This window comes from Sphingobium sp. (assembly GCA_035196065.1).
Taxonomy (GTDB): Bacteria; Pseudomonadota; Alphaproteobacteria; order Sphingomonadales; family Sphingomonadaceae; genus Sphingorhabdus_B; species Sphingorhabdus_B rara.
Genome location: CP136575.1, coordinates 1,911,794 through 1,937,460 on the forward strand (window position 1 = coordinate 1,911,794; position 25,667 = coordinate 1,937,460).

A 25,667-nucleotide genomic window follows, 5' to 3' on the forward strand; every position below is an offset into this window, starting at 1 on the left:
GTGGCCTATTTTTTTCTATGCGGATAGGCCTTCGTTTCGTCAAAGTTTGTCATTTTGATAAATGCCGAAATGAGCTTGCGTTTGCACTCAATATCCTTCATTTCGACTTTTAACGAAATGAAGGGGGCGAAATGCAGGCCTATAATGCTGTCGAAGCGCTGGGCGCGCTTGCGCAGGAACATCGGCTGGCGCTGTTCCGGTTGCTGGTGCAGGCCGGAGAAGGCGGAATGGCGGCAGGCGCGATTGCCGATGCATTGGCAATTCCCAATTCATCACTGTCTTTCCATCTAGCCCAGCTGAATCGTGCTGGTTTAATCCTGCAGGAACGCCAGCACCGATCACTGATATATCGCGCCAATTATCCGGCAATGAATGCGTTGGTCGCCTATCTTTTGGAAAATTGTTGTGAAGGCGCAGACTGTTCGATCGCGATCCCGTGCGCGCCCCTGCAAAGCGAGGGGAAAGCAGCATGAAGCGGCTGCATAGCCCGCCGCGCCCTGAATGGTGGATAATTGCACAGAAAGGGAATGGGTGATGATCAACATCTTGGTATTGTGCACAGGCAATTCGGCGCGAAGCATTTTGGGTGAGGCCATGATCAACCAATTGGGTGCGCCGCAAATCCGTGCGTTCAGCGCGGGGAGCAAACCCAAAGGCGAACCGCATCCCGGTGCGTTACGGCTCTTGGCCGCCAAATCTATCGATACCGCTGATTTCCGATCCAAAAGCTGGGATGAATTCGCCATTCCCGGTTCTCCGATGATCGACATTGCATTGACGGTGTGCGGAAACGCTGCCGGAGAAATCTGCCCGCTTTTCACTGGAGCCCCCATTCGTGCGCATTGGGGTTTGCCTGATCCTGCCGATGTAGGCGGCAGTGTCGCCGAAGTTGACGCGGCCTTTGCCGAAACCTGGCGCTTTCTGGAAATGCGTGTGAAAGCCATGATTGGATTGCCACTCGAGCAAATGGAGCCGCGCGATATTCAAATGAAATTGAACGCAATCGGGAAAATGGAAGGAGCGGCATGATCAACCGGGCTGTATGCGCCGAGGCGGTCGGCAGTTTCTTTTTGTTCGCGACTGTGATCGGTTCCGGAATCATGGCAGCCAATCTGTCGCAGGGGAATTTGGCCATTGCCCTGTTGGGAAACACTATGGCGACCGCCGCCATACTTTTCGTGTTGATTGCGATTCTCGGCCCGGTGTCAGGCGCGCATTTCAATCCGGCGGTCAGTCTGGTTGCTGCTTGGCGGGGTGAACTGTCTGTCCGACTGCTATTTGCCTATATCGGCGCGCAGCTGCTATTTGGCATCATGGGGGTTTGGGCCGCGCATCTTATGTTCGAAATGCCGGTGCTGCAGCTTTCGACCACAGCGCGAACCGGTCTGGGGCAGTGGCTGGCAGAGGCGATTGCGACGTTCGGCCTGATATTGACAATATTGGGTACGGTTCGTCACCGGGCCGAATGGGTGCCGGCCAGTGTGGCCTTATACATTACCGCTGCCTATTGGTTCACCTCCTCCACCAGTTTTGCCAACCCGGCGATTACCATCGCGCGCAGCTTGACCGATAGTTTTTCAGGAATTGCGCCTTTTGACGTACCGATGTTCCTATTGGCACAGCTGGTCGGTGCCGCCTGCGCAGCGGCTGTAGCGCGTTTCCTGTTCGACAAGGTGTAACGGACCGGCGCGCGAAACGCGCACCCTTCGCTTGGTAAACCTACCCGTTCAACAAACGTGCCGCATGGGCCGCATGATAGGTGAGGATGCCGGAACAGCCCGCGCGCTTAAAGGCGGTGAGGGTTTCCAGCACGAGCGCGTCGCGATCGCCAGCACCGGCCGCAGCAGCAGCTTCAATCATCGCATATTCGCCCGACACCTGATAGGCGAAGACCGGCACCTCGAAGCTGCTTTTGACGCGGGCAATGATGTCGAGATAGGGCATGCCCGGCTTCACCATCACGCTGTCCGCACCCTCGGCGATGTCCATGGCAACCTCGCGTAGCGCTTCGTCGCTGTTGGCCGGGTCCATCTGATAGCCCTTTTTGTCGCCTTTCAGCAGACCGCGTGATCCGACCGCGTCACGGAACGGCCCGTAAAAGGCGCTCGCATATTTGGCGGCATAGCTCATGATCTGGACGTTCACATGCCCGTCCATCTCCAGCGCGCGGCGGATTGCGCCGATGCGCCCGTCCATCATGTCGCTCGGCGCGATGATATCTGCGCCGGCACGCGCCTGATTGACTGCCTGGTCGACCAGTACAGCGACAGTATCGTCATTAAGGACGTAACCGGCTTCGTCGACCAGTCCGTCCTGCCCATGGGCGGTATAGGGGTCGAGCGCGACATCGGTGAGGATGCCGATGGCATCGCCATGCGCCTGTTTGATCGCACGGATCGCGCGGCACATCAGATTGTCGGGGTTGAGCGCCTCTGCGCCATCGTCGCTGCGCCGCTCTGCCTGCGTATTGGGGAAGAGCGCGATGCAGGGAATGCCCAGATCGATGGCTTCGCGCGCGCGCACGACGATCTGGTCCACCGACCAGCGTGATACGCCGGGCAGGGCAGCAATCGGTTCCTCCACCGCACTGCCTTCGGTGATGAACAGCGGCCAGATCAGATCGGCAGGGGTCAGCACGGTTTCGCGCACCAGCGCGCGGCTCCAGGCGGTGGCGCGGCTGCGGCGCAGGCGGGTGTTGGGATAGCTGGGCGTTGTCATGATCGCGGGCTTAGCGGACGATGCCGCGCTTCTCAACCATCCATGCCCTAGGCCAGCGGCTAAAGCGGTTTGTTGCCGACCTTGATCTTCGCGGCTGAAATACGGTCAATCTCGCGCTTCGGTTCTTCAACGGCGCGTGCAGCAACCGGCATGGGGGCAAGCGCGGCGCCAGGGCGGACCGCCTTCAACCGGGCAAGTTCGCGACGGAACCGCGCAAGATCGGCACCAGAAAGCTGGGCGCGCTGGGTGAAGGTGATCGACAGCGGGTTGATCGCCCGGCCATTGCGATAAAGTTCATAATGCAGGTGCGGGCCGGTCGACAGGCCGGTGGAGCCGACATAGCCGATGATCTGCCCCTGGCGCACGCGTTGGCCCGGCCGGGCGACAATGCGGCTCATATGGCCATAGCCGGTGGCGATGCCGCCGCCATGATTGAGTTGCACGAAATTGCCATAGCCGCCCTTGCGCCCGGCATAGGCGACCATGCCGTCGGTCGCGGCAAAGATTGGCGCGCCATGCGGGGCCTTGAAATCGAGGCCGGCATGCATCCGCTTATAGCCCAAAATCGGGTGGCGCCGCATGCCAAAGCCCGAACTGACCGGGCCGTTGACCGGCCGGCTCAATTGGCCACGCGATTCACCGACGCCCGATGCTTCGAACCATTGGCGGCTGTTGCCCATCTGCCAGCGCAGCATCTGGATCCGCGGCTTTCCGCCCCGTTCGATCCCGGCATAGAGAAGGTCGCCCACCCGCGTTTCTCCGGTCGCCGCGCGCTTGAAATCGACGACAAGGTCATATTCGTCGCTGGCACCGATGTTCGACAGCGCGGTGCGCCCAGATATCACCTTCAGAAATTCCTGCACCGCCTCTGCCGGGGCACCTGCAGCACGGGCTGATCGGTACAGGCTGGGGCCAACCGTGCCGCGCACGCGCAGCGGCGTGGTGTCGACCGCAATCGCTTGCCGCTCGATCCGCAATGGCCCACCCTCGGCGCGCGCCAAGGAAAGGCTCAGGTCAAAGCGCGCCCGGAATTCCAGGCTTTCCAGCGGCCGTGCCGCATTATTCGATGCCCGCCGGCCCAGCACGATCGAAATCGGCGTTCCGGGTTCTATCTGCGAAAGGTCGGTCGCCCCGCTGACCAGCGCCAGCGCGCGTGATGCATCTTCGCTGCCCACGCCGGCGCGTTGCAGCACACGGGCGAAACTATCCCCCCGGCCCAGCGTCGCGGTCAATTCTATCCGCGGCCGTTCGGGGCTGGCGGCAAGTGCGCGCACGGCATCGGTTGCCGCCATGCGCCGCCCGGTATCGCTGCCATAAGCGAGCGGCGTGATCATCTGCGCGCGCGCTTCTTCCATCTGGGCAGATGTCGGCATTGCCGGTTGCGCGCCATAAATCGGGCCAAAGTCGGGCAGCAGCGACAGCGTGCCAATCGTCATCAGCGTCAGCGTCGCCAGCCCGCGAAACCAGCGGGGGGAACCGATATCCTCACCCAGATCGGGCACCCAATCCATTTTGGAAAGCCGGTCGCGCCACTGCGCCACTTGCGCATCGGCGCTGGGCAGGCCGGCGGCAGACATGGCCTGACGTTCGACAAACAGTTCCTCACTGCCGACGCCCGCCATCACATAAGCGCTGTCTTTTTTGCCGAACACTACGACCCTGTATCCCCCGTTTACGGCCGGGCTTTTTGACCTTTGTCGATTGTAATCAGAAATGGTTAAAGTCAAATTGAGAAAGACTCATCACGGCTCCATCTGCGCCGCACCGTGCAAATATGCCGATGGCGGGCGATGCACGGCCCGGCCAGGCGCATCTGGGCCGCCAATAATCACTGTCCTACATCCCCGCCGATGCGATATCTGGCCTGCCTTTTCACCCGCCAAGGAGAAGGCGCATGGCCCAAGACATTATCGCTGCAGGCGCGGATCCGGCCCCACGGCAAGACCCGCTGGATCTTGATGGCATCCTTCCGCCCGAATTGTCCTTCACCCCCGTCACCACCAAAAGCGGACGGCAGAAATTCCTGCCTGAATTGCAGCGCAAATTCATCCAGGCGCTGTCGATCACTGGCAGCGTCACCCTTTCGGCGCGCGCGGTCGGCATGTCGATCGGTCAAGTCTATGGCGTTAAAAATGGCCCGCGCGCCGAAAGCTTTGGCACGGCATGGGAAAAGGCGATCCAGATTGGCGGCTATCGCGCCCGCGATACGATTGTCGATCATGCGATCAACGGCACGCCCGAATATTTTTACAAGGATGGGCAACTGGTTGGCGAACGCCGCCATTTCAATCTGCGCGCGATGCAATGGGTCGTCACCCATGTCTTGCCGCATTTGGGGGAGGGGGCAGGCGGCCTTTCCGCGCAAGGCGTTATGCCCGCCAGCCTTAAGAAATTGAAAGAGGCATGGCGCGCCGAATGCCGAAAGGAGTGGGAGGAAGAGGCCGCCGCACAAGAGGCGGAACTGCTCGCCCGATATCAGGCCGAACAGGAAAGCGTATCGGCAACACAGGCCCGTTTCCTGAAGAAATATCAGGGCAAGGTGCGTGAGGAATATTATTTCCGCGCCGAAGGAAACAGCATCGCCGCCGATTTCGCACTGCGCCAGCTCGCCTTGTTAGAGGTGGTGATGGATGTCGGCGGGATCAGCCATGATCTGATCCGCGATCATTTCCACAACGCCCCTTATGGCGGCCCATGGAGCACAAGGATCAGCCGTGCGCTGGAAGATGCCCGGCATGAAGCATGGGCCAAGGCGGTGGAGGAAGAGGCGCGCCACCGTGCGCGCGATGCGCAAGACGCGCTGCCCGCACGCCCCGCGCCGGATGCACAGCACGACCCCGGCAGCGCAGCGCCTGTGCCAGCAGATTCCTATGCCCGCCCGCGCATGCCCTTTTATTTGAATGAAGAGGATATGGTGAAAGACGAAGTCGCCCGCACGCGGCTGAACTGGCTATCCGGCGATCACAGACAACGCGCCGCCGCAGAGGCGGAGTGGCGAGCAAACCGGCGGATCGAGAGTGAGGAGCCGGGGGAAGGGGATACGTTTTTGCCTTAGGGGTGAACCCGCCCCCCTCCCGCTTGCGGGAGGGGATGGGGGAGGGCAACTACCTAAGCTTCGCCAAAACAATCCCATCCGCCTTGGCGCGATCTTTGACCGACTCCTCGCTGCGGGTCAGCGCCTTGGCGATGGCCTTGAGCGCCATGCCTTTTTTCGCCAGCGTGTGGAGCTTGTCGATCTCCGCTGCGGTCCATGGTTGCTTGTGCCGCTCGAAGATCGTCTTGCCCATTACTCTTCACCCATCCGCAGCGCAGCGATGAAGGCTTCTTGTGGGATGGAGACGGAACCATATTCGCGCATCCGGGCCTTGCCCTTTTTCTGCTTTTCCAGCAGCTTTTTCTTGCGGCTGATGTCGCCGCCATAGCATTTTGCGGTCACATCCTTGCGCAGTGCGGCGATGGTTTCGCGCGCGATGATCTTGCCGCCAATCGCGGCCTGGATCGGGATTTTAAACAAATGGCGGGGGATCAGGTCTTTCAACCGTTCGCACATGCCGCGGCCGCGCGCTTCGGCGGTGCTGCGGTGCACGATCATGCTCAGCGCGTCGACAGGATCGCCATTCACCATGACGCTCATCTTCACCAAATCGCCCTCGCGATGGCCGATCTGATGATAGTCGAACGACGCGTAACCCCTTGAAATACTTTTCAAACGATCATAAAAATCGAAGACGACTTCGTTCAATGGCAATTCATAGCGGAGCATTGCGCGACCGCCAACATAGCTCAGATCCTTCTGGATGCCGCGGCGATCCTGGCACAATTTCAATATGCCTCCCAGATATTCATCAGGGCAGTAAATTGTCGCATCAATCCAGGGTTCCTGAATCTCCTCAATCCGGTTCACATCCGGCATATCCGCCGGATTGTGCAGTTCCATTTCGCGCGCATCTTCGGTTTTCGAACGGCCGAGTTTCAACTTATAAACCACCGATGGCGCAGTGGTGATCAGATCAAGATCATATTCGCGGCTAAGCCGTTCCTGAATGATTTCAAGGTGGAGCAGGCCCAGAAAACCGCAGCGAAAGCCAAAGCCCAAGGCCGCGCTGGTTTCCATTTCGAAACTGAACGATGCGTCATTCAACCGCAATTTGCTGATGCTTTCGCGCAGCTTTTCAAAGTCCGCAGCATCGGTGGGAAACAGTCCGCAAAACACGACTGGCTGCACTTCCTTAAAGCCCGGCAATGCTTCGGCTGCCGGCCGCTTGGCATCGGTGATGGTATCGCCGACACGGGTCTGCGCGACTTCCTTGATCTGCGCGGTGATGAAGCCGACTTCGCCCGGCCCGAGTTCGGGAAGCGTATCGATTTTCGGCCGGAATGCGCCAACGCGATCGATCAGGTGGAGCGTGCCCGCCTGCATGAACTTTATCTGCTGGCCCTTTTTGATCACGCCATCAATCACGCGGATCAGGATGACGACGCCCAGATAAGGATCATACCAGCTGTCGACCAGCATCGCCTTTAACGGGGCGTCGCGATTGCCCTTGGGCGGCGGAATGCGGGTGACGATCGCTTCCAGGATTTCGTCAATGCCGATCCCCGATTTGGCGGATGCCAGCACGGCATCGTCAGCAGGAAGGCCGATGATTTCCTCAATCTCTGCCTTTACCTTTTCGGGTTCGGCCGCGGGCAGATCGATCTTGTTGATGACGGGCACGATCTCATGATCATGTTCAATCGACTGGTAGACATTGGCGAGGGTCTGCGCCTCTACGCCTTGCGCTGCATCAACGACGAGCAATGCGCCTTCACAAGCGGCAAGGCTGCGCGAAACTTCATAGGCAAAATCGACATGGCCCGGCGTGTCCATCAAGTTGAGGATATAGGGCTTGCCGTCTTTTGCGGTATAATCAAGCCGCACCGTCTGCGCTTTGATGGTGATCCCGCGTTCTTTCTCGATCTCCATATTATCGAGGACCTGCGCGGACATTTCGCGATCGGACAGGCCACCTGTGCGTTGAATCAAACGGTCGGCCAGCGTCGACTTTCCATGGTCGATATGCGCGATAATTGAGAAATTGCGGATCTGCGAAAGTTCGGTCATGCGCGGCCCCTAGCAGTGGGCGGCAATTGCTTCAAGCGCGGCCCGAAACCGCATGTCTCCTTCGCCTTGGATGAGCGCAAATGCGACCTTGCGATCGATTAGCTCGGCTTTGCATAGCTCGAAAAAGTGACGCCTTTCCTCGCGCTTTGCATAAACGCGCAGACCATCATCGACAAAGGGCAAGTCGATGTCGAGCAGCAGGTAAAGATCGGCATAGCCTTCAAACGTCTCGAACCATGGATCGCTCCGCCCGAACATCATTTGCGCCCAGACCTCGGTAATAAGCGGATCGGTGTCGAACAGAACAAGGGGTGCCCCCAATTCGCTCGCCCGAATGGCCGCTCCCCGGTTCATCGCATGTTGCGCCTCTGCAATATGGACAAGTTCGGCCATGCCGATGTCGGTGCCGTGCGCCTCGCAATAGGCGCGGCCATATTCGGGGACCACCTCGCAGCCGAAATGCGCGGCTAGGCGGGTGCCAAGGGTCGACTTGCCCGTGCTTTCCGGACCGTGCAGGCAGATGCGTTTCATGCCGTCGCTTTCCGGGCGCGCTGCCATTCGACTAGCCCGGCAATCGCGAGCGCGAGGAAAATCACATAAAGTCCGGCAGTCAGATAAATGCCTTTGGCAATGTAGAGCGGGATCGACACCAGATTTACCGCTATCCACCACCACCAATTTTCAAGATAGCGGCGTGTCATCAATATCTGCCCCGCGACCGAAAGCATCGCGACCGATGCATCCCAATAGGGCACGGTGGCATCGGTCATCCGGGACATGAATGTGCCCCATAGTGCGATCGCCATGGCGGAACCACATAGCCATGCATAAAGGCCGACTTTGCCAAGGCGTTCGACGACGACTTCGCCGGCGTTTGCACGGTTGCGGTTCCATGCCCACCAGCCATAGATATTGACGGCAAAGAAGAAGATTTGCAGTCCGGCATCGCTGTAGAGTTTCAAATCGCGAAAAATGAAAAAATAGAGGGTCACCATCGCCAGCGCGAAGGGATAGTTCCACACAGACCGGCGGATGATCAGCACGATGTTCGCAATGCCCAGCAGCACCGCAGCGATTTCAACTAGGGTCATTTCTGCAGCCAGTCGGTCATGATCCGGTTCACCTTGTCGGGCGCGTCCTGCTGCACCCAATGCGAAATTCCTGGCAATCTGTGTAGTGTGAGATGGGGTATCCACTGTTCCATGCCGTCCAGAAGGTGGATATCGAGCGCAAGATCATTCTCCCCCCAGATGACCAGCGTCGGCACCCAAACCGAAGCATCGCCCAGATCTCTATCGTCAGCATAGCGCATCAACGCGCGGTAATAGTTGAGCATGGCCTGCATTGCGCCCGGCAGTTGTGCGGCCTTTGCATAGACATCGAGATCGGATTTGGCGAAGCAATCCTTGTGCGCGGCACTTTCGAAAAAGGCGCGTCTCACGGCCTTGGCATCATTGGCCAGGAGCATTTTTTCGGGAACGAAAGGCAACTGGAAAAAGAAGATGTACCAGCTTTTCCGCAATTGCCGCCAACGCTTCAATTCGCGCTCTGCACATTTAGGGTGCGGCACATTCATGATGACGAGGCGGTCGATCGGGCGAATCTGACGGATTGCAAACATCCATGCAATCACTGCACCCCAATCATGGGCAACGATCATGATCTCTTCCGCCGGATACTCGGCCTTGGCTGCATCGATTAGTGTGCCGACATCTTCCAGCAGATTATGCAATCGATAAGCGGCAATGCCATCCGGCCTGTCGCTCATGCCATAGCCCCGTAAATTGGGTGCCCAGACGCGCCAGCCCTGTTCTGCCAGCAGCGGCATCTGGTGTCGCCACGAAAAATTCAGTTCCGGAAATCCATGCAGCAGGATGGCGAGTTTTGGAGATCGGGCCGTGCCCGCCTCTGCCAGTTCGAAGCGGAGGCCATTGGCCTCTATAAAGCGCTGTTGGATGCCTGACGCAGGATCTGGCGACCAAGAAAAAGACTTGTCTCGAGAAGGAACTGGCATGGATGCGGTTTATCGGGCGGATTGCGCAGCGTCCAGAGCAAGTGGTGCCATTGCCGATTCCTGCAAATCACGATGATTGACGTGCCTTGCCCTGCTGTGCATTCTGCTGAGGAGAGGTAGAGGAGAGGCGCTCATGACTGAAAAGAAAAGCAAAGAGAAATCTGCGGGTAAGCGCAAATCAGGCGCCACCTCATTTCCTGCATCCGCTTTCGATGCTGCCAATGATGCGACCATGGCGCTGGGTCCGCTAGCAGGTTTAGCGCGGGAGGATTTCGCCGGCGCCGTCGGCGTCATGCTGCGTCAGACAGCCGCTAATCCAAGCAGTGCGTTCAAGGCGGTTACCGGATTTACCGACGACGCCGTGAAGATAATGACCGGAAAATCGGATCTGGCACCCGATCCGAAAGACAAGCGTTTCATGGATCCGGCATGGACCTTCAATCCCTTTTTCAAAGCGGGCGCGCAATATTATCTAGCAGTGCAAAAGGGGATCAAAGGTTGGATTGATGAGCTTGACCTTGATGCGCTGGAGCGGGATCGCGCCAATTTTGTCAGCCAGATGGTGATCGATGCACTGTCGCCAACCAACACGTTAATCGGAAATCCGACGGCCCAAAAACGGCTGGTAGATTCGGGTGGCCTAAGCCTCATCAAAGGTTTGCAGAACGCCTATAATGATCTGGTCCATAACGATGGCATGGTCAGCCAGGTCAACAAGAAACCATTCAAGCTGGGCGAAAACATCGCCACGACGCCGGGCAAGGTGGTTTATCGCGATGAGCGGTTCGAGCTGATCCAATATGCTCCCGCAACCGACGAAGTATATGCCATTCCGCAACTCACCATCCCGCCGCAGATCAACAAGATGTACATCAACGATCTGTCGCCCGAAAAGTCGATTATCAAATGGCAAATTGCCCACGGCTTTCAGACGTTCGTGATCAGTTGGCGCAACCCGCAGGAAGAACAGGGCATCTGGGGCATGGCGGAATATGTCGATTCCTGCCGCAAGGCTATTGACGTTGTATGCGAAATCACGGGCAGCAAAAAGATCAACGTATCCGGCGGCTGTTCGGGTGGCCAGACAATGTCGGTGTTGTGTTCGAAACTGGCGGCCGAAGGCGATGATCGGATCAATGCGATTACGATGATGGTCTGTGTACTGGAACCAAAGCCCGGCGATACAGAGGCAAGTTCGATGGTCAGCCAGAATGGCATTACGCTGGCGAAGCAACGCGCCGCAAAGAAAGGCGTGATTGAGGGTAACAGTTTAGCGCGCGGCTTTGCATGGCTGCGCCCGAATGACCTGATCTGGAACTATGTGATCAACAATTATCTGCTCGGTGATGACCCGCCAGCCTTCGACATCCTCTTCTGGAATGCGGATGCGACCAATTTGTCGTCAAGCCTGCTTGGAGATTTCCTAGAACTGTTCGAAGCCAACGCTTATGCACAGCCGGGCACATTCGAAATTGCCGAACACACGCTTGATCTTACAAAAGTGAAGGGTGACCTTTTCGTTCTTGGCGGAACCACCGATCACATCACGCCTTGGCAGGCCTGCTATCGTTCGACACAATTATTTGGATCGAAAAATGTCGAGTTTGTTCTGAGCCAGGCAGGCCATATGCAGGCAATTTTGAACCCCCCGGGAAATCCCAAGGCCAAATATTGGCGCAACAGTAAGGGCAGGCCGCCTGCCGATGTAAAGGCTTGGATGAAGGGGGCAGAGGAAAATGCAGGCAGTTGGTGGCCATTCTGGACCGAATGGCTGGGCGAACGGTCAGGCAAGAAACTGAAAGCACCCGAAAGCTGCGGCAGTAAGGCGCATCCTCCCATGGAACCAGCCCCTGGTCTTTACGTTCTGGATTGACGCTTGCGTAACGCTTGCTGCTTGCTATGCTGCAGCGCAACAAAATCGGCGGACGGCCTGATGTCCGGACGAGCAGGGGAACTTAGATGAGCAAGCGAGGCGCGCCGCGTTTCAGCATGGAACAGGTTGATGGTCGCAGTTTGCGTGTCGCACACTGGCAGGCAGAGGATAAAGGCGACAAGCTGCCTTTGCTGTTTTTCAACGGCATCGGCGCCAATATCGAAGCGATGGCGCCGCTCGCCGAAATGTTGCCCGATCGGGATTTTCTGACCTTTGACATGCCGGGCGTCGGCGGTTCACCAGAGCCGTTCATTCCTTACAATGCCTGGATGATGGGACGGATTTCGGAACAGCTTCTCGACCGTTATGACATGAATCAGGTCGATGTCATGGGAGTCAGCTGGGGTGGCGCGATGGCGCAGCAATTCACCCTGCAGAACGGACCTAGGGTACGCCGGCTTATCCTTGCCGCGACCACAGCCGGGATGCTGATGGTACCCGGCAACCCTAAGGCGCTGGCGAAAATGGCTGACCCTCGGCGCTATATGGATCCCGACTTCATGCGAAAGCATTTCAATACCTTGTACGGTGGAAGTGATGATGGTTCCGAAGGCCATATCGGGCGGATCAAACCACCGTCAAAGACAGGGTATTTTTATCAGTTGATGGCGATGATGGGCTGGACCAGTGCACCCTTTCTTCCCTTCATGAAGCATGAAACGCTGATCATGATGGGCGGTGACGACCAGATTGTACCTTTGGCCAATGGCCGTTTCCTGCAGATGCTCATCCCGAACAGCGAATTGTTCGTGATTGAGGATGGCGGTCACCTGTTCATGCTCAGCCATGTCGAGGAGAGCATCGCTGCGATCCGTGCTTTTCTCGACAAACCCAAATATGAACGCAAGGCCGCTTAAAGCGGGTTAGACCCGTGCGGCGGTTTCTTTGCAGGTTTTGATTTCTGCGGGCGTAGGGGCGGCGCTATCACGCTCGAACCGGGCAAAATAGGCGCCGACTTCGGGCCGCTCTTCAAATTCCATTAGTCGGTAACCCACTGCGGCAAATTCGCAGAAAAGCAGCTTTGGCGGCATGCCATGCTGGCTGGTCGGCCTGTTGCGATCGACGACAATAATCTGCCCCCGGGGTTTTAACGCATCACGCATCCGCCAGGTGAACGCATAGGGCTCGGTCACTTCATGGTACATATGGACAAGGAAGATGCGGTCAAAACTGCCCTTGGGCAGGCGCGGATCATCGATCCCACCTTCCTTGATTGCGACGTTGTCCAGCCGGTCTCTGGCGATGCGTTCGCCTAGACGCTCCAGCGCGCCACGGTTGATGTCCTGTGCAAGGACACGCCCCTTCGCGCCAACCCGGCTGGCGAGACGTACCGTGTAATAGCCTTCACCCGCCCCGATGTCCGCCACCGTCATACCAGGCGAAATTGCTGCCCAGTCCATCAGCTTGGTGGCTTCGCCTGCTTCATCGCGTGCTGCCTCGGTTGAAAACTGTGTATCGCCTGACGCTGCAACTGCACGATCGGGACGGGGAAATGCCTGAGCGGTTTCGGGCCGGTCGCTGGTGGATCCGGTCGGCTTGCACCCTGTGCCCAACAGGATCAATGCAGCGAGTATCGCAAGGGAAAGGACATTTTTGCACTCGGCCGCCGTCATGGTTCTTGCATTAGGCGTTATTTGCAGCAGCGAAAAGTGCTTTCGACCTGAAATCAGCCAATTGCATTTGCGTCTACCCCGCTTATGCTTCGTATCTGGAGAGTGCCGGTTACTGGCCGGAGCAAGTCGAGGAGGTAGCGCTTGCGTCATATAGCGATTATCGGTTCGGGTCCGGCAGGATATTACACTGCCGAAGCAGCGCAGAAACAATTTGGCGACGAGGTCAGGATCGACGTGATCGATCGGCTACCGGTGCCCTATGGCCTGATCCGCTTTGGCGTTGCTCCGGATCATCAATCGATCAAGGCTGTTTCCAAGCGCTATGAAGGCGTTGCCCTGTCTGACAATGTCCGTTTTGTCGGTAATGTCATGGTCGGTCAGGATATTGCAGTTGATGAATTGCTGGGGATATATGACGCAGTAATCCTTGCCACTGGTGCGCCGGACGACAGGCAGCTTGGCATAGCAGGGCAGGATTTACCGGGTGTTTTCGGCAGCGCGGCCTTTGTCGGCTGGTATAATGGCCATCCCGACTTTGCCGATTTGGAGCCGCCGCTGGATGGCCGGCATGTCGTGATCATCGGCAACGGTAATGTTGCGTTGGATGTTGCACGAATTCTTTCCAAAACACGCAGCGAACTTGGGGGTTCAGATATTGTCAGCCACGCGCTCGACATGCTCGAAACAGCCAAGACCGAAACGGTGACGATATTGGGCCGTCGCGGGCCGCACCAGATAGCCATGACGCCAAAAGAATTGGGCGAACTTGGCCACCTAAGCCGGGCCGCGCCTTTCGTCGATCCGACCGACCTGCCCGATATCGGTGCCGACATCCTTCTTGAGCCTGGCATGCGTAAATCAGTGACGCATCTGCGTGAGTTTGCCGCCATCCCGCCACGATTTCTGGACGAAAAGCCGATATCAATTGAATTTGATTTTTTCGCGGCTCCGGTCGCGATCGAAGGTGAAGGCAAGGTCGAACGGATTATCATCGAACGAACCGCGCTCGACAATGATTTACGAAGCATAGGCACGGGTGAGACCTATGAAGTAGACTGCTCAATGGTGATAGCATGTATCGGCTATCAGACGCCCTCTATTGACGGCGTTCCTTATGAACATGGCCGTGGTCGCTTCGCCAATGTCGACGGGCGCATCCTGCCGGGGTTATATTGTGTGGGCTGGGCCCGACGAGGCCCTTCAGGCACAATCGGCACTAACCGGCCAGATGGCTATATGGTGATCGAACAGGTCGCCGCTGATATCAAGGATGGCAGCGGCAAGGCCGGTCGCTCGGCGCTGGATGCCCTGCTGGAAAAGCGCGGCGTGCAGATTGTCAAATTTTCAGACTGGAAGAAGATTGAGGAAGCGGAGGTTGGCCGGGCACGCGAAGGTGCCCCGCGAGAAAAATTCGTACGCATAGAGGATATGATCCGCGCCGCGAACTAGGATTGTTCCGCGCTAGATCGCCAGCGAAATGGCGTGGATTACTAGGCCTGCGACACCGCCTACCAGCGTACCGTTGATGCGGATGAACTGCAGGTCGCTTCCTACGGCATTTTCGACGCGATCGGTGATGGTCTGCGCATCCCAGCCGCCAATTGTTTCCGAAACCAGGCTGACGATATTGTCGCCATAATTTTCTGTCGTGCCGACAATGGCGCGTCTTGCGAACTGGTTGATCTGGCGTTTGAGACGTGCATCTTCCTGCAACGTACCACCCAATTTGGTCAGTGCTTCGCCAAAACTGCCGGCAAGCGCTGCATCCGGATTACGCGCAGCTTTTAGCAAAGCATCGCGTCCTTGGCCCCATAGTCCGTCGATCCATTTTGCGAATGCCGGATTGCGCAGCAGTTCTTGCTTCCACAAATTGACCTTTGCCTGCAATTCGGGGTCGTGCCGGAGATTGTGAGACAGTTTTTCAAGTCCTTCCTCTCCCTTTTCACGCAAGGGGTGATCGGGATCTTCCGCCATGTCACCAAGCAGCTTTTCAAGGCCGGTGACAATGGCATTGGCAAGGCGATCATCAAGGCCCGTCCAGCGCATGATCGTTCCCGCGCGCTCTTCGACCATGGCACGGATGACATGCTCATTGGCTTCCAGCGTTTTGGCGGCCCAAGCGATAATCCCATCCAGTACCGGGAGGTGCCGTCGCTCCTTGATCATGGCGGCGAGCAATTGGCCGAGCAGCGGCGCAATATCCAGTTTCTCAAGCTGAGTGCGAACCGCGCTTTTAGCGATACCGCCAAGGCGTTCGTCGTCCAGAGATTCGACAATGTCACCCAACAAGCGCGACGCTCCCATGCGCATCCGGCCTTCGCCCGAACCCGGCGTTGCAAGGAAGCGGCCCATTGCGCCGGACACATCCATATTGCGTATACGTCGCGCCACAATGCGCGTGGTTAGGAAATTGGTGCGCAAGAAATTGGCTAGTGTCCGACCAAGCCGTTCTTTGTTGTTGGGAATGATCGCTGTATGCGGGATGGGAATGCCTAAAGGATGCCGGAAGAGCGCTGTAACGGCAAACCAATCCGCCAGTCCTCCGACCATGCCAGCCTCGGCAAAGGCAACAAGAAACCCCCAACCGGGGTGAACATTGCGCTCAAGATGCAAGCCTGCGACGAACAAAAAGGCCATCAGTATCAGTAATGCGGTTGCGATCCGCCGCATTTTCAAAAGCTCTGCGTCACGCCATAGATAGCGATCCCGTTCGGACTGTCCGAGCTGGCTGACCGGCTTCACAACATCACCCGCTGCGAGGTGCCAAAATGGCCATTGCTATTCGGCAGGTTGCAATCCGCCGGGCAGGGCGGCTGGTCCGGAAGGAGGGTGGGCGGAACCTATCGAATCATTGCGGCGATTGTCTTCGTCGTCATCGCCCGGTTGGAAAGTAAGAAGGTTGCGGCGCAGCCAGGGGCCAACCCGCTTTTCAACGCCATCGGCAAGGCTGAAGCCAGCGGGAACGATCAAGAGTGTTAGAAGCGTGGACAAGGTTAGACCGCCGATCACCACGGTGCCCATCGGCGCACGCCATGCGCCATCGCCCGAAAGCGATATTGCAGTCGGAATCATACCGGCAGTCATCGCGACAGTGGTCATCACGATGGGCTGCGCACGCTTATGCCCCGCCTCCATGATGGCCTGATATTTTGGAATGCCGCGCTCCATTTCCTCAATGGCAAAGTCGATGAGAAGGATTGAGTTCTTGGCGACGATACCGAACAGCATCAATATCCCGATATAGACGGGCATCGATTGCGACTGTCCTGCAAGAGCCAATGCGATCAGCCCGCCCAGAGGTGCAAGTGCAAGCGAACTCATGTTCACCAGCGGTGACATGAAGCGCTTGTAAAGTAGTACAAGGACCGAAAACACCAGCAGAATGCCTGAAACCAGTGCGATCGAGAAGTTTGCGATCATTTCCTGCTGCCATTCGTCCTCACCAAAAGGATCATTCGACACGCCAGTGGGCAGGTTCTGCATGATCGGCAGCTTGTTAATCGCTTCCTGCGCGGTGCTTTTGACAACGCCCGGGGGCAAGTCGGCGCCCACGAAAATACGGCGGTTCTGCTTGTAGCGCTGGATCGAGGTAGGGCCTGCGCCAAAGCTGATGTCGGCAACGCGTTCGAGCGGCACCGAGCCGCCATTGGCGGTCGGAACAGGGAGATTGCGAATGGTCGAGAGGTCACGACGCGAAGCTTCGGGCAGCATCACCCGAATGGGAACCTGCCGGTCAGTTAGCGAGAATTTTGCACTGTTCTGATCGATATCGCCCTGCGTTGCGATCCGAATTGTCTGGCTCAAAGAAGCAGTCGTTACACCCAGCGAAGCCGCGAGTTCAGTGCGCGGACGGATGATGATTTCCGGGCGCTTCAAGTCGGCCGCGATGCGCGGTGCAACCACCACATCGAGTGTTTTCATCTGTTCGACCAGCGTGTTTGCTGTCGCCTCCAGCAGCTCAGAATTTGAACCCGAAAGCATGATGTTGATGGGTCTGCCGGTTCCGCCTCCGGGGCCGCCACCCATGCTCGCGAAGGATACCCGTGCATCGGCGATTTTTTGGAGGGCAGGCGTTAGTTCACGTTCGAATTCCATGCTCGAACGTTCACGATCTTTCTTGAGCGTGATGAAGATACGCGCGTTGCCCTCGTTGATGCGGGCAAGTGCAGTTTCGACTTCTGGTTCGCGGCGAATGACATCGGAAACCTCATCTGCCACAGCCTCGGTCTGACGCAATGTCGTTCCGGGCACCATTTCGATGCGGACTTGGCTGAAATCGGAATTTGTGTTCGGGAAAAATTGCATGGGGATCACTGCGAACATGACGCCGGTGAGGGCGAGCGCAACAACCCCAATGCCAACCATCCACATGCGATGATCAAGAAAGACGCTTACAAAGTTACGCCGCATGCTCCGCCGCGTGCCTTGTGCACGATAGGCCTTCGCCTTGCGCTTATCGAGTGTCCAGCCCAGAATCTTCATGTAAATGTCCATGAGACGGCCTGCGCCATGCTCTTCCTCGCCATGCGCCTTCAGGAAATAGGCTGCGACCATTGGTGTGATCATGCGCGCGACGGCAAGGCTCATCAGCACCGAGACAACAACGGTCAAACCGAAGTTCTTGAAGAACTGGCCGGAAATGCCGGGCATCAGGCCAACAGGCAGGAACACAGCGACAATAGAAAATGTCGTTGCGACAACTGCGAGCCCGATTTCATCTGCTGCATCAATTGACGCCTGGTAGGCTGACTTGCCCATGCGCATATGCCGCACGATATTCTCAATCTCAACAATCGCATCATCGACAAGGACACCTGCGACCAACCCGAGCGCAAGTAGTGAAATGGAGTTGAGGGTAAAGCCTAGCAGATCCATGAACCAGAAGGTCGGGATTGCGCTGAGCGGGATAGCGATCGCCGAAATGATCGTTGCGCGCCAGTCTCGCAGGAACAGGAAGACCACAACAATTGCCAGCAGCGCGCCTTCAATCATCGCAGCCATCGAACTGCGATACTGACCCTTGGTATAATCAACGCTGGTGAATAGGCGGGTGACCTTGATCCCCGGATTTTCCTTTTCAATCTGCTGCAGCCGTTCCCAAGCGCCATCATAGACCGACACATCGGACTCGCCGCGTGCACGCGTGATCCCGAAAGTAACGACCTGCTTGCCATTAGCCTTGCCTAAAGACCGTTGCTCACCATAGGAATCGCTGACATCCGCAACATCCGAAAGCTTTACAGATTTGCCGCCACCAAGGGATATCCGGGTTTGCGAAAGATCATAAGCGGTTGCGGCGTTCCCCAAAATGCGAACAGATTGGCGCGATCCAGCGATTTCAGCGCGTCCACCGGTGGCATTCAGATTGACCTGACGGAGGACGTTGTTGATCTGCGCCGCGGTGACGCCCATCGACTGCATCTTCGGAAGATTGATCGTTACGCGAATTTCACGGTCAACGCCGCCGGCGCGGGAAACTTCCGCCATGCCTTTAACGCCAAGCAAGCGCTTTGTGATTGTATCGTCGACAAACCAGCTCAATTGCTCGATCGTCATGTCATCCGCGGCAACCGCAAAATAGGCAATCGGATCAGACGACGTCTGCGCCTTGAATACCTGCGGTTCGAGAATTCCGTCCGGCAGTTCGCCGCGGACCTGATCGATCGCGTTTTTGACGTCATTGACCGCTTGGTTGATATCTTCGCCGATCTTGAACTCGATGACGGTATCGTTGCTGCCTTCACGCGCAGTCGAACTGATTGACTGCACTCCGCTGATCGTTCGGACCGCGGATTCTACGCGTTGCGTAATCTGTGTTTCAATTTCGGTCGGTGCAGCCCCAGGTTGCGCGATGTTGACGATAACGATCGGGAATTCGATGTCCGGATCGTTCTGCACCTTCATTCCGCTGAACGAAACGATGCCGGCAAGGATCAGTCCGACAAACAGGACGATCGGGACGACTGGATTGCGTATCGACCAGGCGGAAATATTGCGCATCGCGTTTCCTCTGTCTCAGGCCGGATCAGCGCGCGATCACGCCGGGCTTGACGAGTCGGGGATTGACGGTTTCGTCAGGGTTGAGGAAGCCGCCAGCATAAGCGACGACGCGCTCATTGCCCGTAAGGCCTTCCTGAACGATCAACCCGTTCGGCGTCACGTCACCGATTTTAACCTCTCGACGGACCACCTTGTTCTTTGCATCGATCAGATAGACATAGCTTCCCTTCTGATCGTTCTGTACGGCAGATTCCGGAAGCAGCGGCGCGGTGGTAGAGCCGGCCTTGATTTCGACATTGGCAAAACCACCCGGCTTCAGCGCACGATCAAAAGGCAGTGAAATGCGGGCGATGCCCTGGCGGGTTTGTTCGTTGATCATCGGCGCAATCTGCCAGATCGTGCCGTTGAAAACACGCTCTGTACCGACGGGGGAAACGCTGGCGGTAACGCCTGTCGAGAGGTTGGCAAGGTCGGCTTCGCCCAGTTGCGCCTGAAGTTCGAACTCGCCGCCTTGCGCAAGGCGGAACAGCATGCCGCTGCCTTGGCCAACGGTCTGGCCGGTTTCCACATTGCGTTCCAGAACAAAGCCGCCAACCGGCGCGCGAATATCAAGGCGAGCCGTGCGGGCCTGCATTTCGCGCAGTTGGGCATCAGCTACGCCCAGCCGCGCGCGCGCGCTGTCACGGTTGGCAGTTTTGCGATCGACGTCAGTTTTGGAGACAAAGCCGCGTTCAACCAGTTGCAGTGCACGGTCGAGTTCATTTTGAGCGAGGTTGAGATCAGCCCGAGCAGCGTTGATTTGAGCCTGCATGCCCGCAATCTGCTGTGTTTGGACCGAACGTTCGATACTGGCGAGAACCTGACCCTGCTGAACCCAATCCCCGGCATCAACATAGACGCGCAACACTTGGCCGCCTTCGCCGACGACCCCCACGGGAATTTCTCGGCGTGCGGCAAGAATGCCGGTCGCATTGATCTTACGCTCAACCACGCCGTTACCCGGTATGAGCACTGAAACCGTTTGAGCCTGCGACTGTTTGCCCTCAGCACCCGAGTCAGCACCGCTGCCGGCAAAAAAGAAATAATAGACGGCTGCGGCCAGCGCGATGACAACGACCAGCGCTACCGCAATGTTGCGACGCTTTTTGCTGTCGTCCAAGTCGCCGGAGCCGACATATCCATCGGCTGTTGAAATGGTAGTTTCAAAGTTCATCGTCCGGTCCAATCGGATCGCCCTTCGGGAGATTCTGGTTTTTGTTTTTGACAGGCTGTATTAGGTAAATAAATCACCCATAGCAAGCTAGGTTTACGTCCGTAGCTAGCGAACCTTAGCCGCTACGACGGCGCGAAAACATTAGAAAAAGCCACTGGACCAGAATTTTCGATGAACTGCATCAGAATGGCCGGCAATGCTCGACACTACCGGCCATAGATGTTCTACCCTAGAGTAGGGTCTTCAGGTTGAAGGTGGTGTACCACCCTTGTTATTGCGGACAATGCGATATCCGATCAGCAGGATAATTGAACCGATCACTGCGGCGATGAAGTCTGGGCCTTCGCCGGACGAATACCAGCCGGTCAGCCCGCCCAAAAGGCCCATCAATAGGGCACCGGCTATCCCAAGAATGATGGTGATGATAACACCGCCACCATCATTGCCAGGCATGAGAAATTTGCCAACCATACCGGCAAGGCCGCCGATGATGATCCAGCCGATCCAGCCATTTTCTGCAAAGAAATCCATATGTTTTCCTTCCTTCCCGTTGAAGGAGGCATCGTCCGGTTTTCGGGTAACGTAGGCAAGCGCAAAGTAACTGATTTTGGCGTGCAAATGTAAAAAATGCTCCCGGCATTTCTACCGGGAGCATGGCTTTTTTGGACTGGAATTGCAGATCAATATTTCTGCTGTCGCTCGTAAAGATCGCGATAATGCTGGATGCGTGTTACGCGCAGGCCCGGCATTCCCGAACGGTCAATTGCGCGCTGCCACGACGCAAATTCTTCAAGTGTCAGGCCATAGCGTTCGCATACTTCACTGACCGAAAGCAGTCCGCCGTTAACTGCGGCCACGACTTCAGCCTTGCGACGCACGACCCAGCGTGTCGTCGATGGCGGTGGCAGACTGTCGACCGTCAGGGGTTCGCCTAGCGGACCGATAACCTGCGCGGGGCGGATTTTCTGGTTTTCAATCATTCTGTCCTCGATGTTCCATGCCCCGCAAAGCGCCCGGATATTCCGGCTGGTCCGAATCTAGGAAACTGTCTTTGCCATTCGCTGAAGCGTTTCGGTTAACCGCGTCTTTATTGTTATCCGAAGCAAAGCCTTTGTCCGGAAAACCGGGAAGGAATGCGCCGCTAACAAAGCCGCGATCACGCTGCGAAAGCCCACTGAAAAACATGATCCGTCCAGCAATGCTGTTGCGATTTACCGAGGCAGGTGCTGGTACACCTGTTCCGGCGAGAGCGGTGGACCCGACCTGCCGATTGGCTGCATTCGCAACCAACGCGGCATAACGCCCTCGCGCAGCATCCCTCGCGGATGGAGCATGATTATGTGGAAAATCCAGTTTCATCGTCGACCGGATTACACACAGAGATATAACGTCTGGTAAAAAGGCGGTTCAAAAAGCGTTAGTCGAGGTTAACGGAAATTAGCATTTGCCACCTGATTTTCCGCTGTTTTCGGTCGAAATGCGGTCTGCGGTTCCCAAATCGGCAATTTCCGCCTATCGGGCGCACATGTCTGTTGATTTTTCTCCCGCCGATTTTCAACTGGGCGCCGACCTTCGGGGCAAGCGAATCGTTGTCGCCATGTCGGGCGGCGTTGATTCGTCGGTTGTTGCTGCGCTTGCGGCGCGTTCCGGTGCGGAAACGATTGGCGTAACACTGCAGCTTTATGATCATGGTAGCGCGGTCAAGCGCGCGGGAAGTTGCTGTGCGGGGCAGGACATTCGCGATGCGCGGTCCGTTGCCGACCGGTTAGGCATCAACCATTATGTCTTCGACCATGAGAGTCGTTTCCGCGATTCCGTGATCGATCATTTTGCGGACGAATATATGCGTGGTCGCACGCCCATCCCTTGCGTGCGCTGCAATATGGGGGTGAAGTTTACCGATCTATTCCGACTGGCAAAAGAACTGGGCGCGGATTGCCTCGCGACCGGCCATTATGTCAGACGGGTAAATGGAACGTCTGGACCTGAACTGCACCGTGCGCTCGATCCTGCGCGCGACCAGAGTTACTTCCTTTTCGCAACCACGATCGAGCAACTCTCTTATCTGCGCTTTCCACTGGGTGGAATGCCCAAGCCGCAGGTGCGGGCGATTGCGCAGGAACTAGGGCTCGTTGTTGCGAACAAGCCGGACAGTCAGGATATTTGCTTCGTGCCGGAGGGCGACTATGCATCGGTCGTTCGCAAGGTTCGGCCCGAAGCGGACAGCGATGGACCGATTGTCGATCTTCAAGGGCGAGAGCTGGGCCGGCACAAGGGCTTGATCCATTATACCGTCGGGCAAAGACGCGGTCTGGAGATAGGGGGCCTTGCCGAGCCCCTTTATGTTGTCCGGCTTGACCCTGAGAAGCAAGCTGTGGTCGTCGGACCGAAACGGGCGCTCGCAGTGTCGGCTGCCCGCATAATTGAGCCAAATTGGCTTGGCGCGGTTGAGGGCAGGGCGGTGATGGCTAAGGTACGCTCACTCGCAAAACCTGTGCCCGCAAGGATTGATGGCGAATGGCTGCGTTTTGATGCGGACGAATATGGTGTCGCGCCGGGGCAGGCGGCTGTGCTTTACGATGGCGATCGTGTGTTGGGCGGAGGCTGGATCGAGGAAACTGCCTCCGCGCTGGCGGATATTGCCGCCTGATTAATCGATCGCGTCAATTTCGGCCTGATTAAGCTGCAAACAACCGAAACTTCCCCGACGCTCGGCATAGGCTTCTGCAAGCAGCGGGATAGAAGCGCGAATACGCTGATTTTCGTCGTCGGCGGATAGACGCACCATTTCCATCCCCGGTTCGAAATCGCTTTCGCAGGAGGCAAGCTGTCGGCCTTCGATATAGCGGCAAGAGCAGGCAATATGTGCGCCATAGGAAGCGCCCAGTTTTGCCTGCGACTTGATGTGCGCAAAATTGAGGGCAAACCAAAGCCCCGCCAGCCCGATTAGCGCGGCGGCGGCATAGCCGATTTTCTTGCGCAGTGGCATCGGTATGTTCGCGCCGTGGTTTGAACTTGCGGTTGCCATTACATTCCTTCCTGGTGCATTCACCGTTCACGATGCCTAGATTCAAACTGCTGTACCATGCAACTGCGATTTCATTCATGCTTTCGGCGTGCGGGGAAAATGCGGATGTCGATCCGCTGCCAGCGGGGCCCGGAATCGAAACAATTGCTGCTGATGCTGCGCCCGGCCAGGAACGGCTCCGCTCGGCTATCGCACCGTTTTTCGAGGACCCGGCGCTGGCGGAAACCCGTGCGCTTGTTGTGATGCAAGGCGGGCGGATTGTCGCCGAACGCTATGCATCTGGTTATGGTCCCGAAACCCGGTTGATCAGCTGGTCAATGGCAAAAAGCGTTACCGCAACGCTGGTCGGCCTCATGGTTGCCGACGGGCTACTCGTTCTGGATGATCCGGCACCCGTTCCCGAATGGTCAAGCCCGGGGGATCCGCGCGCAAAAATAACATTGCGGCAGTTGCTGCACATGGCGTCAGGCCTTGATCACACCGAAATGGCCGAGGGCGAAAAACAAATCTACGATGCAGATACCACAAGATTACTATTCCTCGATGGGCGCGAAAATGTCGCCAGTTATGCTGAGAAACGTAATCTTGAGGCCCAGCCGGGTGGCAAATTTGAATATTCGACGGCCACTACGCATATCCTTGTAGACATCATGACACGGACATTGACCGACAGCCGGGATCCTGTCGTGCGCAAAAATACGATGCTCGATTATGCCCGTGGCCGTCTGTTTGAACCGCTGGGAATGAATAGCGCAGTTCCTGAATTTGATCGTAGCGGGACGATGCTGGGTGGAAGCATGATCCATGCAACGGCGCGCGACTGGGCCAAGTTTGGGGAATTTCTGCGTAACAACGGCTCGGTCCGTTCGGCGCAGATCATGCCAACCAGTTGGGCCCGCTTCATGAAAGCGTCAAGCGCGACGGACGCAGCTTATGGCGGGCAGCTTTGGCTGAACAAGCGTCGGCCTGCGGGAAGCGACCAGGTGCTGTTTCCCGGTAAGGCCCCGTCGGATGTGTTTGCTGCGCTAGGCCATCTTGGCCAGTTCGTAATCGTTTCGCCGCAGCATCGGCTGACCATTGTACGCCTCGGCAAAACGCAGGACGACCAACTCGATCCGATCAATGATCAGTTGGCGAAGTTGATTGCAATTTTCCCGCGATATTGAGGGGTGTCAGGCTTTGGCAACCGGTGCGTCGTCGCCTAGGTCTTCAAACCAGGCTTCAACCGGGCCCTTCAACATCAACTGCATGGGCTTTCCGTGACGATCACGACTTTTGCCGGCGGATACCTTGATCCAGCCTTCGGAAATGCAATATTCCTCGACCGTGGTCCGTTGCTGGCCCTTGAAGCGGATTCCGATGCCGCGCGAAAGTGCGGTTTCGTCGAAAAATTCGCTAAACGGGTGGATCGAAATCCGGTCGGGCGGCAGGTTGTTGCTGTCTGTCATTCCGCGCCTTTACCGTCCCGGCGCGGATTTTCAATAGGGGCTCAATCGAATGGCCACTTGGGCTTCACAAATTGCCGACGCGAAACAACCCCGTTTCAGTTCGTCACCGACGGTATGATCCACATTAGCGACATTGCGACAATCGCCAGAAACAGCGAAATGCCAAGAACATAGCGGACGCCATGTTCTTTCACACCGCCGCTGGCTTCGGTTTCTGTTAGTTCGTCATGATCATCTAAACGCTTCATGGTGCAGGGTCCTTCCCGAAACTGTCATCCAGAAGTATCAGAGCTATGTAGCAGCTTATTGGATCATTTGCGAATCGCTCGCAATATGCGCGATTACAAGGCGTTAGGGTCGCAAAATTCGGCGAACGGGATCTGGATGTCGCGGGTCGGATCAAAGTTGGATTTGCGCACCTCAAAGCGAGTCGAGCCGATTTTCTTCACCGCGTCCATGCAAAGACTGACCAGTTTGCAAGGCTTGTCCTTGCCGACGATAAGGACGCTGCTGTCATTGGCAAAAGATGGTGCGGCGCACGCACCCAAAGCGACAAAGGCGATAAACTCCTTCATGTTATTGCGATGCCATGCCAA

27 protein-coding genes are annotated in these 25,667 nt (G+C 57.0%); 9 read left to right on the plus strand and 18 right to left on the minus strand.

Annotation, left to right across the window (positions count from 1 at the left end; translation table 11 throughout):
• Positions 1 to 131 precede the first annotated feature (131 nt).
• From RSE16_09175 to RSE16_09185, 3 genes are all read left to right on the plus strand, one after another.
• Entirely contained in the window at positions 132 to 473 is a 342-nt protein-coding gene (locus RSE16_09175; protein WRH74890.1) for a metalloregulator ArsR/SmtB family transcription factor, read from the plus strand.
• A 61-nt stretch (positions 474 to 534) separates the two neighbouring features.
• Positions 535 to 1,029, plus strand: a complete 495-nt coding sequence (locus RSE16_09180; protein WRH74891.1) for an arsenate reductase ArsC — start codon at positions 535 to 537, stop codon at positions 1,027 to 1,029.
• Positions 1,026 to 1,679 carry an MIP/aquaporin family protein gene (locus tag RSE16_09185; GenBank protein WRH74892.1) on the plus strand — a complete coding sequence of 218 codons (654 nt, stop codon included), beginning with the start codon at positions 1,026 to 1,028 and terminating at the stop codon, positions 1,677 to 1,679. The genes RSE16_09180 and RSE16_09185 overlap by 4 nt, the downstream gene beginning before the upstream one ends.
• Positions 1,680 to 1,719: 40 nt before the next feature.
• Here RSE16_09185 and hemB read toward each other — a convergent pair whose 3' ends face one another.
• Together hemB and RSE16_09195 are read right to left on the minus strand one after the other, a co-directional pair.
• Positions 1,720 to 2,718: a porphobilinogen synthase gene (gene hemB / locus RSE16_09190; GenBank protein ID WRH74893.1), complete on the minus strand. Its 999-nt coding sequence runs from the start codon at positions 2,716 to 2,718 to the stop codon at positions 1,720 to 1,722.
• Positions 2,719 to 2,777: 59 nt separating this feature from the next.
• Positions 2,778 to 4,370, minus strand: coding sequence for a M23 family metallopeptidase (locus RSE16_09195; GenBank protein ID WRH74894.1), 1,593 nt, complete (start codon positions 4,368 to 4,370; stop codon positions 2,778 to 2,780).
• 242 nt (positions 4,371 to 4,612) lie between these two features.
• Here RSE16_09195 and RSE16_09200 point away from each other — a divergent pair, with 242 nt between their 5' ends.
• Positions 4,613 to 5,773 (plus strand): hypothetical protein, encoded by a 1,161-nt coding sequence (locus RSE16_09200; GenBank protein WRH74895.1) that lies wholly within the window; start codon positions 4,613 to 4,615, stop codon positions 5,771 to 5,773.
• Between the two features lie 49 nt (positions 5,774 to 5,822).
• Here the strand turns inward: RSE16_09200 and RSE16_09205 are convergent, their stop codons facing one another.
• Genes RSE16_09205 through RSE16_09225 form a run of 5 tightly spaced genes read right to left on the minus strand, consistent with a single transcriptional unit; the run spans position 5,823 to position 9,836 of the window.
• Positions 5,823 to 6,005, minus strand: coding sequence for a hypothetical protein (locus RSE16_09205; GenBank protein ID WRH74896.1), 183 nt, complete (start codon positions 6,003 to 6,005; stop codon positions 5,823 to 5,825).
• Complete coding sequence (gene lepA, locus RSE16_09210; GenBank protein WRH74897.1) at positions 6,005 to 7,822, minus strand: translation elongation factor 4; 1,818 nt, start codon at positions 7,820 to 7,822, stop codon at positions 6,005 to 6,007. The genes RSE16_09205 and lepA overlap by 1 nt, the downstream gene beginning before the upstream one ends.
• Before the next feature lie 9 nt (positions 7,823 to 7,831).
• Positions 7,832 to 8,353, minus strand: coding sequence for an AAA family ATPase (locus RSE16_09215; protein WRH74898.1), 522 nt, complete (start codon positions 8,351 to 8,353; stop codon positions 7,832 to 7,834).
• Positions 8,350 to 8,913 (minus strand): nicotinamide riboside transporter PnuC, encoded by a 564-nt coding sequence (gene pnuC, locus RSE16_09220; protein WRH74899.1) that lies wholly within the window; start codon positions 8,911 to 8,913, stop codon positions 8,350 to 8,352. The genes RSE16_09215 and pnuC overlap by 4 nt, the downstream gene beginning before the upstream one ends.
• On the minus strand, positions 8,910 to 9,836 hold the full coding sequence (locus tag RSE16_09225) for an alpha/beta fold hydrolase (GenBank protein WRH74900.1): 927 nt from the start codon (positions 9,834 to 9,836) through the stop codon (positions 8,910 to 8,912). The genes pnuC and RSE16_09225 overlap by 4 nt, the downstream gene beginning before the upstream one ends.
• A 133-nt stretch (positions 9,837 to 9,969) precedes the next feature.
• On the opposite strand from RSE16_09225, the gene RSE16_09230 reads away from it, so the two are divergent.
• The gene (locus RSE16_09230; protein ID WRH74901.1) at positions 9,970 to 11,709 is read left to right on the plus strand and encodes an alpha/beta fold hydrolase; all 1,740 of its coding nucleotides are present in this window, start codon (positions 9,970 to 9,972) and stop codon (positions 11,707 to 11,709) included.
• An 86-nt stretch (positions 11,710 to 11,795) separates the two neighbouring features.
• A complete protein-coding gene (locus RSE16_09235; protein ID WRH74902.1) occupies positions 11,796 to 12,626 on the plus strand; it encodes an alpha/beta fold hydrolase in 831 nt (276 codons plus the stop codon).
• 6 nt (positions 12,627 to 12,632) lie between these two features.
• On the opposite strand, the gene RSE16_09240 is transcribed toward RSE16_09235, so the two are convergent.
• Positions 12,633 to 13,382 carry a class I SAM-dependent methyltransferase gene (locus RSE16_09240; GenBank protein ID WRH74903.1) on the minus strand — a complete coding sequence of 250 codons (750 nt, stop codon included), beginning with the start codon at positions 13,380 to 13,382 and terminating at the stop codon, positions 12,633 to 12,635.
• Between the two features lie 141 nt (positions 13,383 to 13,523).
• On the opposite strand from RSE16_09240, the gene RSE16_09245 reads away from it, so the two are divergent.
• Complete coding sequence (locus tag RSE16_09245) at positions 13,524 to 14,831, plus strand: FAD-dependent oxidoreductase (GenBank protein ID WRH74904.1); 1,308 nt, start codon at positions 13,524 to 13,526, stop codon at positions 14,829 to 14,831.
• Positions 14,832 to 14,843: 12 nt separating this feature from the next.
• On the opposite strand, the gene RSE16_09250 is transcribed toward RSE16_09245, so the two are convergent.
• From RSE16_09250 to RSE16_09275, 6 genes are all read right to left on the minus strand, one after another.
• Positions 14,844 to 16,052 carry a DUF445 domain-containing protein gene (locus RSE16_09250; GenBank protein ID WRH77333.1) on the minus strand — a complete coding sequence of 403 codons (1,209 nt, stop codon included), beginning with the start codon at positions 16,050 to 16,052 and terminating at the stop codon, positions 14,844 to 14,846.
• Positions 16,053 to 16,160: 108 nt separating this feature from the next.
• Positions 16,161 to 19,382: an efflux RND transporter permease subunit gene (locus RSE16_09255; protein ID WRH74905.1), complete on the minus strand. Its 3,222-nt coding sequence runs from the start codon at positions 19,380 to 19,382 to the stop codon at positions 16,161 to 16,163.
• A gap of 25 nt (positions 19,383 to 19,407) precedes the next feature.
• On the minus strand, positions 19,408 to 20,595 hold the full coding sequence (locus RSE16_09260) for an efflux RND transporter periplasmic adaptor subunit (GenBank protein WRH74906.1): 1,188 nt from the start codon (positions 20,593 to 20,595) through the stop codon (positions 19,408 to 19,410).
• 243 nt (positions 20,596 to 20,838) lie between these two features.
• A complete protein-coding gene (locus RSE16_09265; protein ID WRH74907.1) occupies positions 20,839 to 21,126 on the minus strand; it encodes a GlsB/YeaQ/YmgE family stress response membrane protein in 288 nt (95 codons plus the stop codon).
• A gap of 149 nt (positions 21,127 to 21,275) precedes the next feature.
• Positions 21,276 to 21,575, minus strand: coding sequence for a DUF1153 domain-containing protein (locus RSE16_09270; protein WRH74908.1), 300 nt, complete (start codon positions 21,573 to 21,575; stop codon positions 21,276 to 21,278).
• Positions 21,568 to 21,954: a hypothetical protein gene (locus RSE16_09275; protein WRH74909.1), complete on the minus strand. Its 387-nt coding sequence runs from the start codon at positions 21,952 to 21,954 to the stop codon at positions 21,568 to 21,570. Before RSE16_09275 ends, RSE16_09270 begins: the two co-directional genes overlap by 8 nt.
• A 166-nt stretch (positions 21,955 to 22,120) precedes the next feature.
• Between RSE16_09275 and mnmA the strand changes: the two genes are divergently transcribed.
• On the plus strand, positions 22,121 to 23,245 hold the full coding sequence (mnmA, locus tag RSE16_09280; GenBank protein ID WRH77334.1) for a tRNA 2-thiouridine(34) synthase MnmA: 1,125 nt from the start codon (positions 22,121 to 22,123) through the stop codon (positions 23,243 to 23,245).
• On the opposite strand, the gene RSE16_09285 is transcribed toward mnmA, so the two are convergent.
• A complete protein-coding gene (locus tag RSE16_09285) occupies positions 23,246 to 23,623 on the minus strand; it encodes a hypothetical protein (GenBank protein WRH74910.1) in 378 nt (125 codons plus the stop codon).
• Between the two features lie 32 nt (positions 23,624 to 23,655).
• Between RSE16_09285 and RSE16_09290 the strand changes: the two genes are divergently transcribed.
• A complete protein-coding gene (locus tag RSE16_09290) occupies positions 23,656 to 24,789 on the plus strand; it encodes a serine hydrolase (protein WRH74911.1) in 1,134 nt (377 codons plus the stop codon).
• A gap of 6 nt (positions 24,790 to 24,795) precedes the next feature.
• Here RSE16_09290 and RSE16_09295 read toward each other — a convergent pair whose 3' ends face one another.
• From RSE16_09295 to RSE16_09305, 3 genes are all read right to left on the minus strand, one after another.
• The gene (locus RSE16_09295; GenBank protein ID WRH74912.1) at positions 24,796 to 25,071 is read right to left on the minus strand and encodes a DUF3297 family protein; all 276 of its coding nucleotides are present in this window, start codon (positions 25,069 to 25,071) and stop codon (positions 24,796 to 24,798) included.
• A gap of 95 nt (positions 25,072 to 25,166) precedes the next feature.
• Positions 25,167 to 25,319 (minus strand): hypothetical protein, encoded by a 153-nt coding sequence (locus tag RSE16_09300; GenBank protein ID WRH74913.1) that lies wholly within the window; start codon positions 25,317 to 25,319, stop codon positions 25,167 to 25,169.
• A 93-nt stretch (positions 25,320 to 25,412) separates the two neighbouring features.
• A complete protein-coding gene (locus RSE16_09305) occupies positions 25,413 to 25,646 on the minus strand; it encodes a DUF4424 family protein (GenBank protein WRH74914.1) in 234 nt (77 codons plus the stop codon).
• Between the last annotated feature and the right edge of the window lie 21 nt (positions 25,647 to 25,667).

Coding starts and splice junctions, on each gene's coding strand:
- RSE16_09265 (WRH74907.1), bottom strand. CDS start 21,126: ATGGATTTCTTTGCAGAAAATGGCTGGATCGGCTGGATCATCATCGGC.
- RSE16_09250 (WRH77333.1), bottom strand. CDS start 16,052: ATGCGGCGGATCGCAACCGCATTACTGATACTGATGGCCTTTTTGTTC.
- RSE16_09235 (WRH74902.1), top strand. CDS start 11,796: ATGAGCAAGCGAGGCGCGCCGCGTTTCAGCATGGAACAGGTTGATGGT.
- RSE16_09295 (WRH74912.1), bottom strand. CDS start 25,071: ATGACAGACAGCAACAACCTGCCGCCCGACCGGATTTCGATCCACCCG.
- RSE16_09180 (WRH74891.1), top strand. CDS start 535: ATGATCAACATCTTGGTATTGTGCACAGGCAATTCGGCGCGAAGCATT.
- RSE16_09255 (WRH74905.1), bottom strand. CDS start 19,382: ATGCGCAATATTTCCGCCTGGTCGATACGCAATCCAGTCGTCCCGATC.
- mnmA (WRH77334.1), top strand. CDS start 22,121: ATGTCTGTTGATTTTTCTCCCGCCGATTTTCAACTGGGCGCCGACCTT.
- RSE16_09240 (WRH74903.1), bottom strand. CDS start 13,382: ATGACGGCGGCCGAGTGCAAAAATGTCCTTTCCCTTGCGATACTCGCT.
- pnuC (WRH74899.1), bottom strand. CDS start 8,913: ATGACCCTAGTTGAAATCGCTGCGGTGCTGCTGGGCATTGCGAACATC.
- RSE16_09200 (WRH74895.1), top strand. CDS start 4,613: ATGGCCCAAGACATTATCGCTGCAGGCGCGGATCCGGCCCCACGGCAA.
- RSE16_09305 (WRH74914.1), bottom strand. CDS start 25,646: ATGAAGGAGTTTATCGCCTTTGTCGCTTTGGGTGCGTGCGCCGCACCA.
- lepA (WRH74897.1), bottom strand. CDS start 7,822: ATGACCGAACTTTCGCAGATCCGCAATTTCTCAATTATCGCGCATATC.
- RSE16_09275 (WRH74909.1), bottom strand. CDS start 21,954: ATGAAACTGGATTTTCCACATAATCATGCTCCATCCGCGAGGGATGCT.
- RSE16_09230 (WRH74901.1), top strand. CDS start 9,970: ATGACTGAAAAGAAAAGCAAAGAGAAATCTGCGGGTAAGCGCAAATCA.
- RSE16_09300 (WRH74913.1), bottom strand. CDS start 25,319: ATGAAGCGTTTAGATGATCATGACGAACTAACAGAAACCGAAGCCAGC.
- RSE16_09225 (WRH74900.1), bottom strand. CDS start 9,836: ATGCCAGTTCCTTCTCGAGACAAGTCTTTTTCTTGGTCGCCAGATCCT.
- RSE16_09215 (WRH74898.1), bottom strand. CDS start 8,353: ATGAAACGCATCTGCCTGCACGGTCCGGAAAGCACGGGCAAGTCGACC.
- RSE16_09175 (WRH74890.1), top strand. CDS start 132: ATGCAGGCCTATAATGCTGTCGAAGCGCTGGGCGCGCTTGCGCAGGAA.
- hemB (WRH74893.1), bottom strand. CDS start 2,718: ATGACAACGCCCAGCTATCCCAACACCCGCCTGCGCCGCAGCCGCGCC.
- RSE16_09205 (WRH74896.1), bottom strand. CDS start 6,005: ATGGGCAAGACGATCTTCGAGCGGCACAAGCAACCATGGACCGCAGCG.
- RSE16_09185 (WRH74892.1), top strand. CDS start 1,026: ATGATCAACCGGGCTGTATGCGCCGAGGCGGTCGGCAGTTTCTTTTTG.
- RSE16_09270 (WRH74908.1), bottom strand. CDS start 21,575: ATGATTGAAAACCAGAAAATCCGCCCCGCGCAGGTTATCGGTCCGCTA.
- RSE16_09290 (WRH74911.1), top strand. CDS start 23,656: ATGCCTAGATTCAAACTGCTGTACCATGCAACTGCGATTTCATTCATG.
- RSE16_09285 (WRH74910.1), bottom strand. CDS start 23,623: ATGGCAACCGCAAGTTCAAACCACGGCGCGAACATACCGATGCCACTG.
- RSE16_09260 (WRH74906.1), bottom strand. CDS start 20,595: ATGAACTTTGAAACTACCATTTCAACAGCCGATGGATATGTCGGCTCC.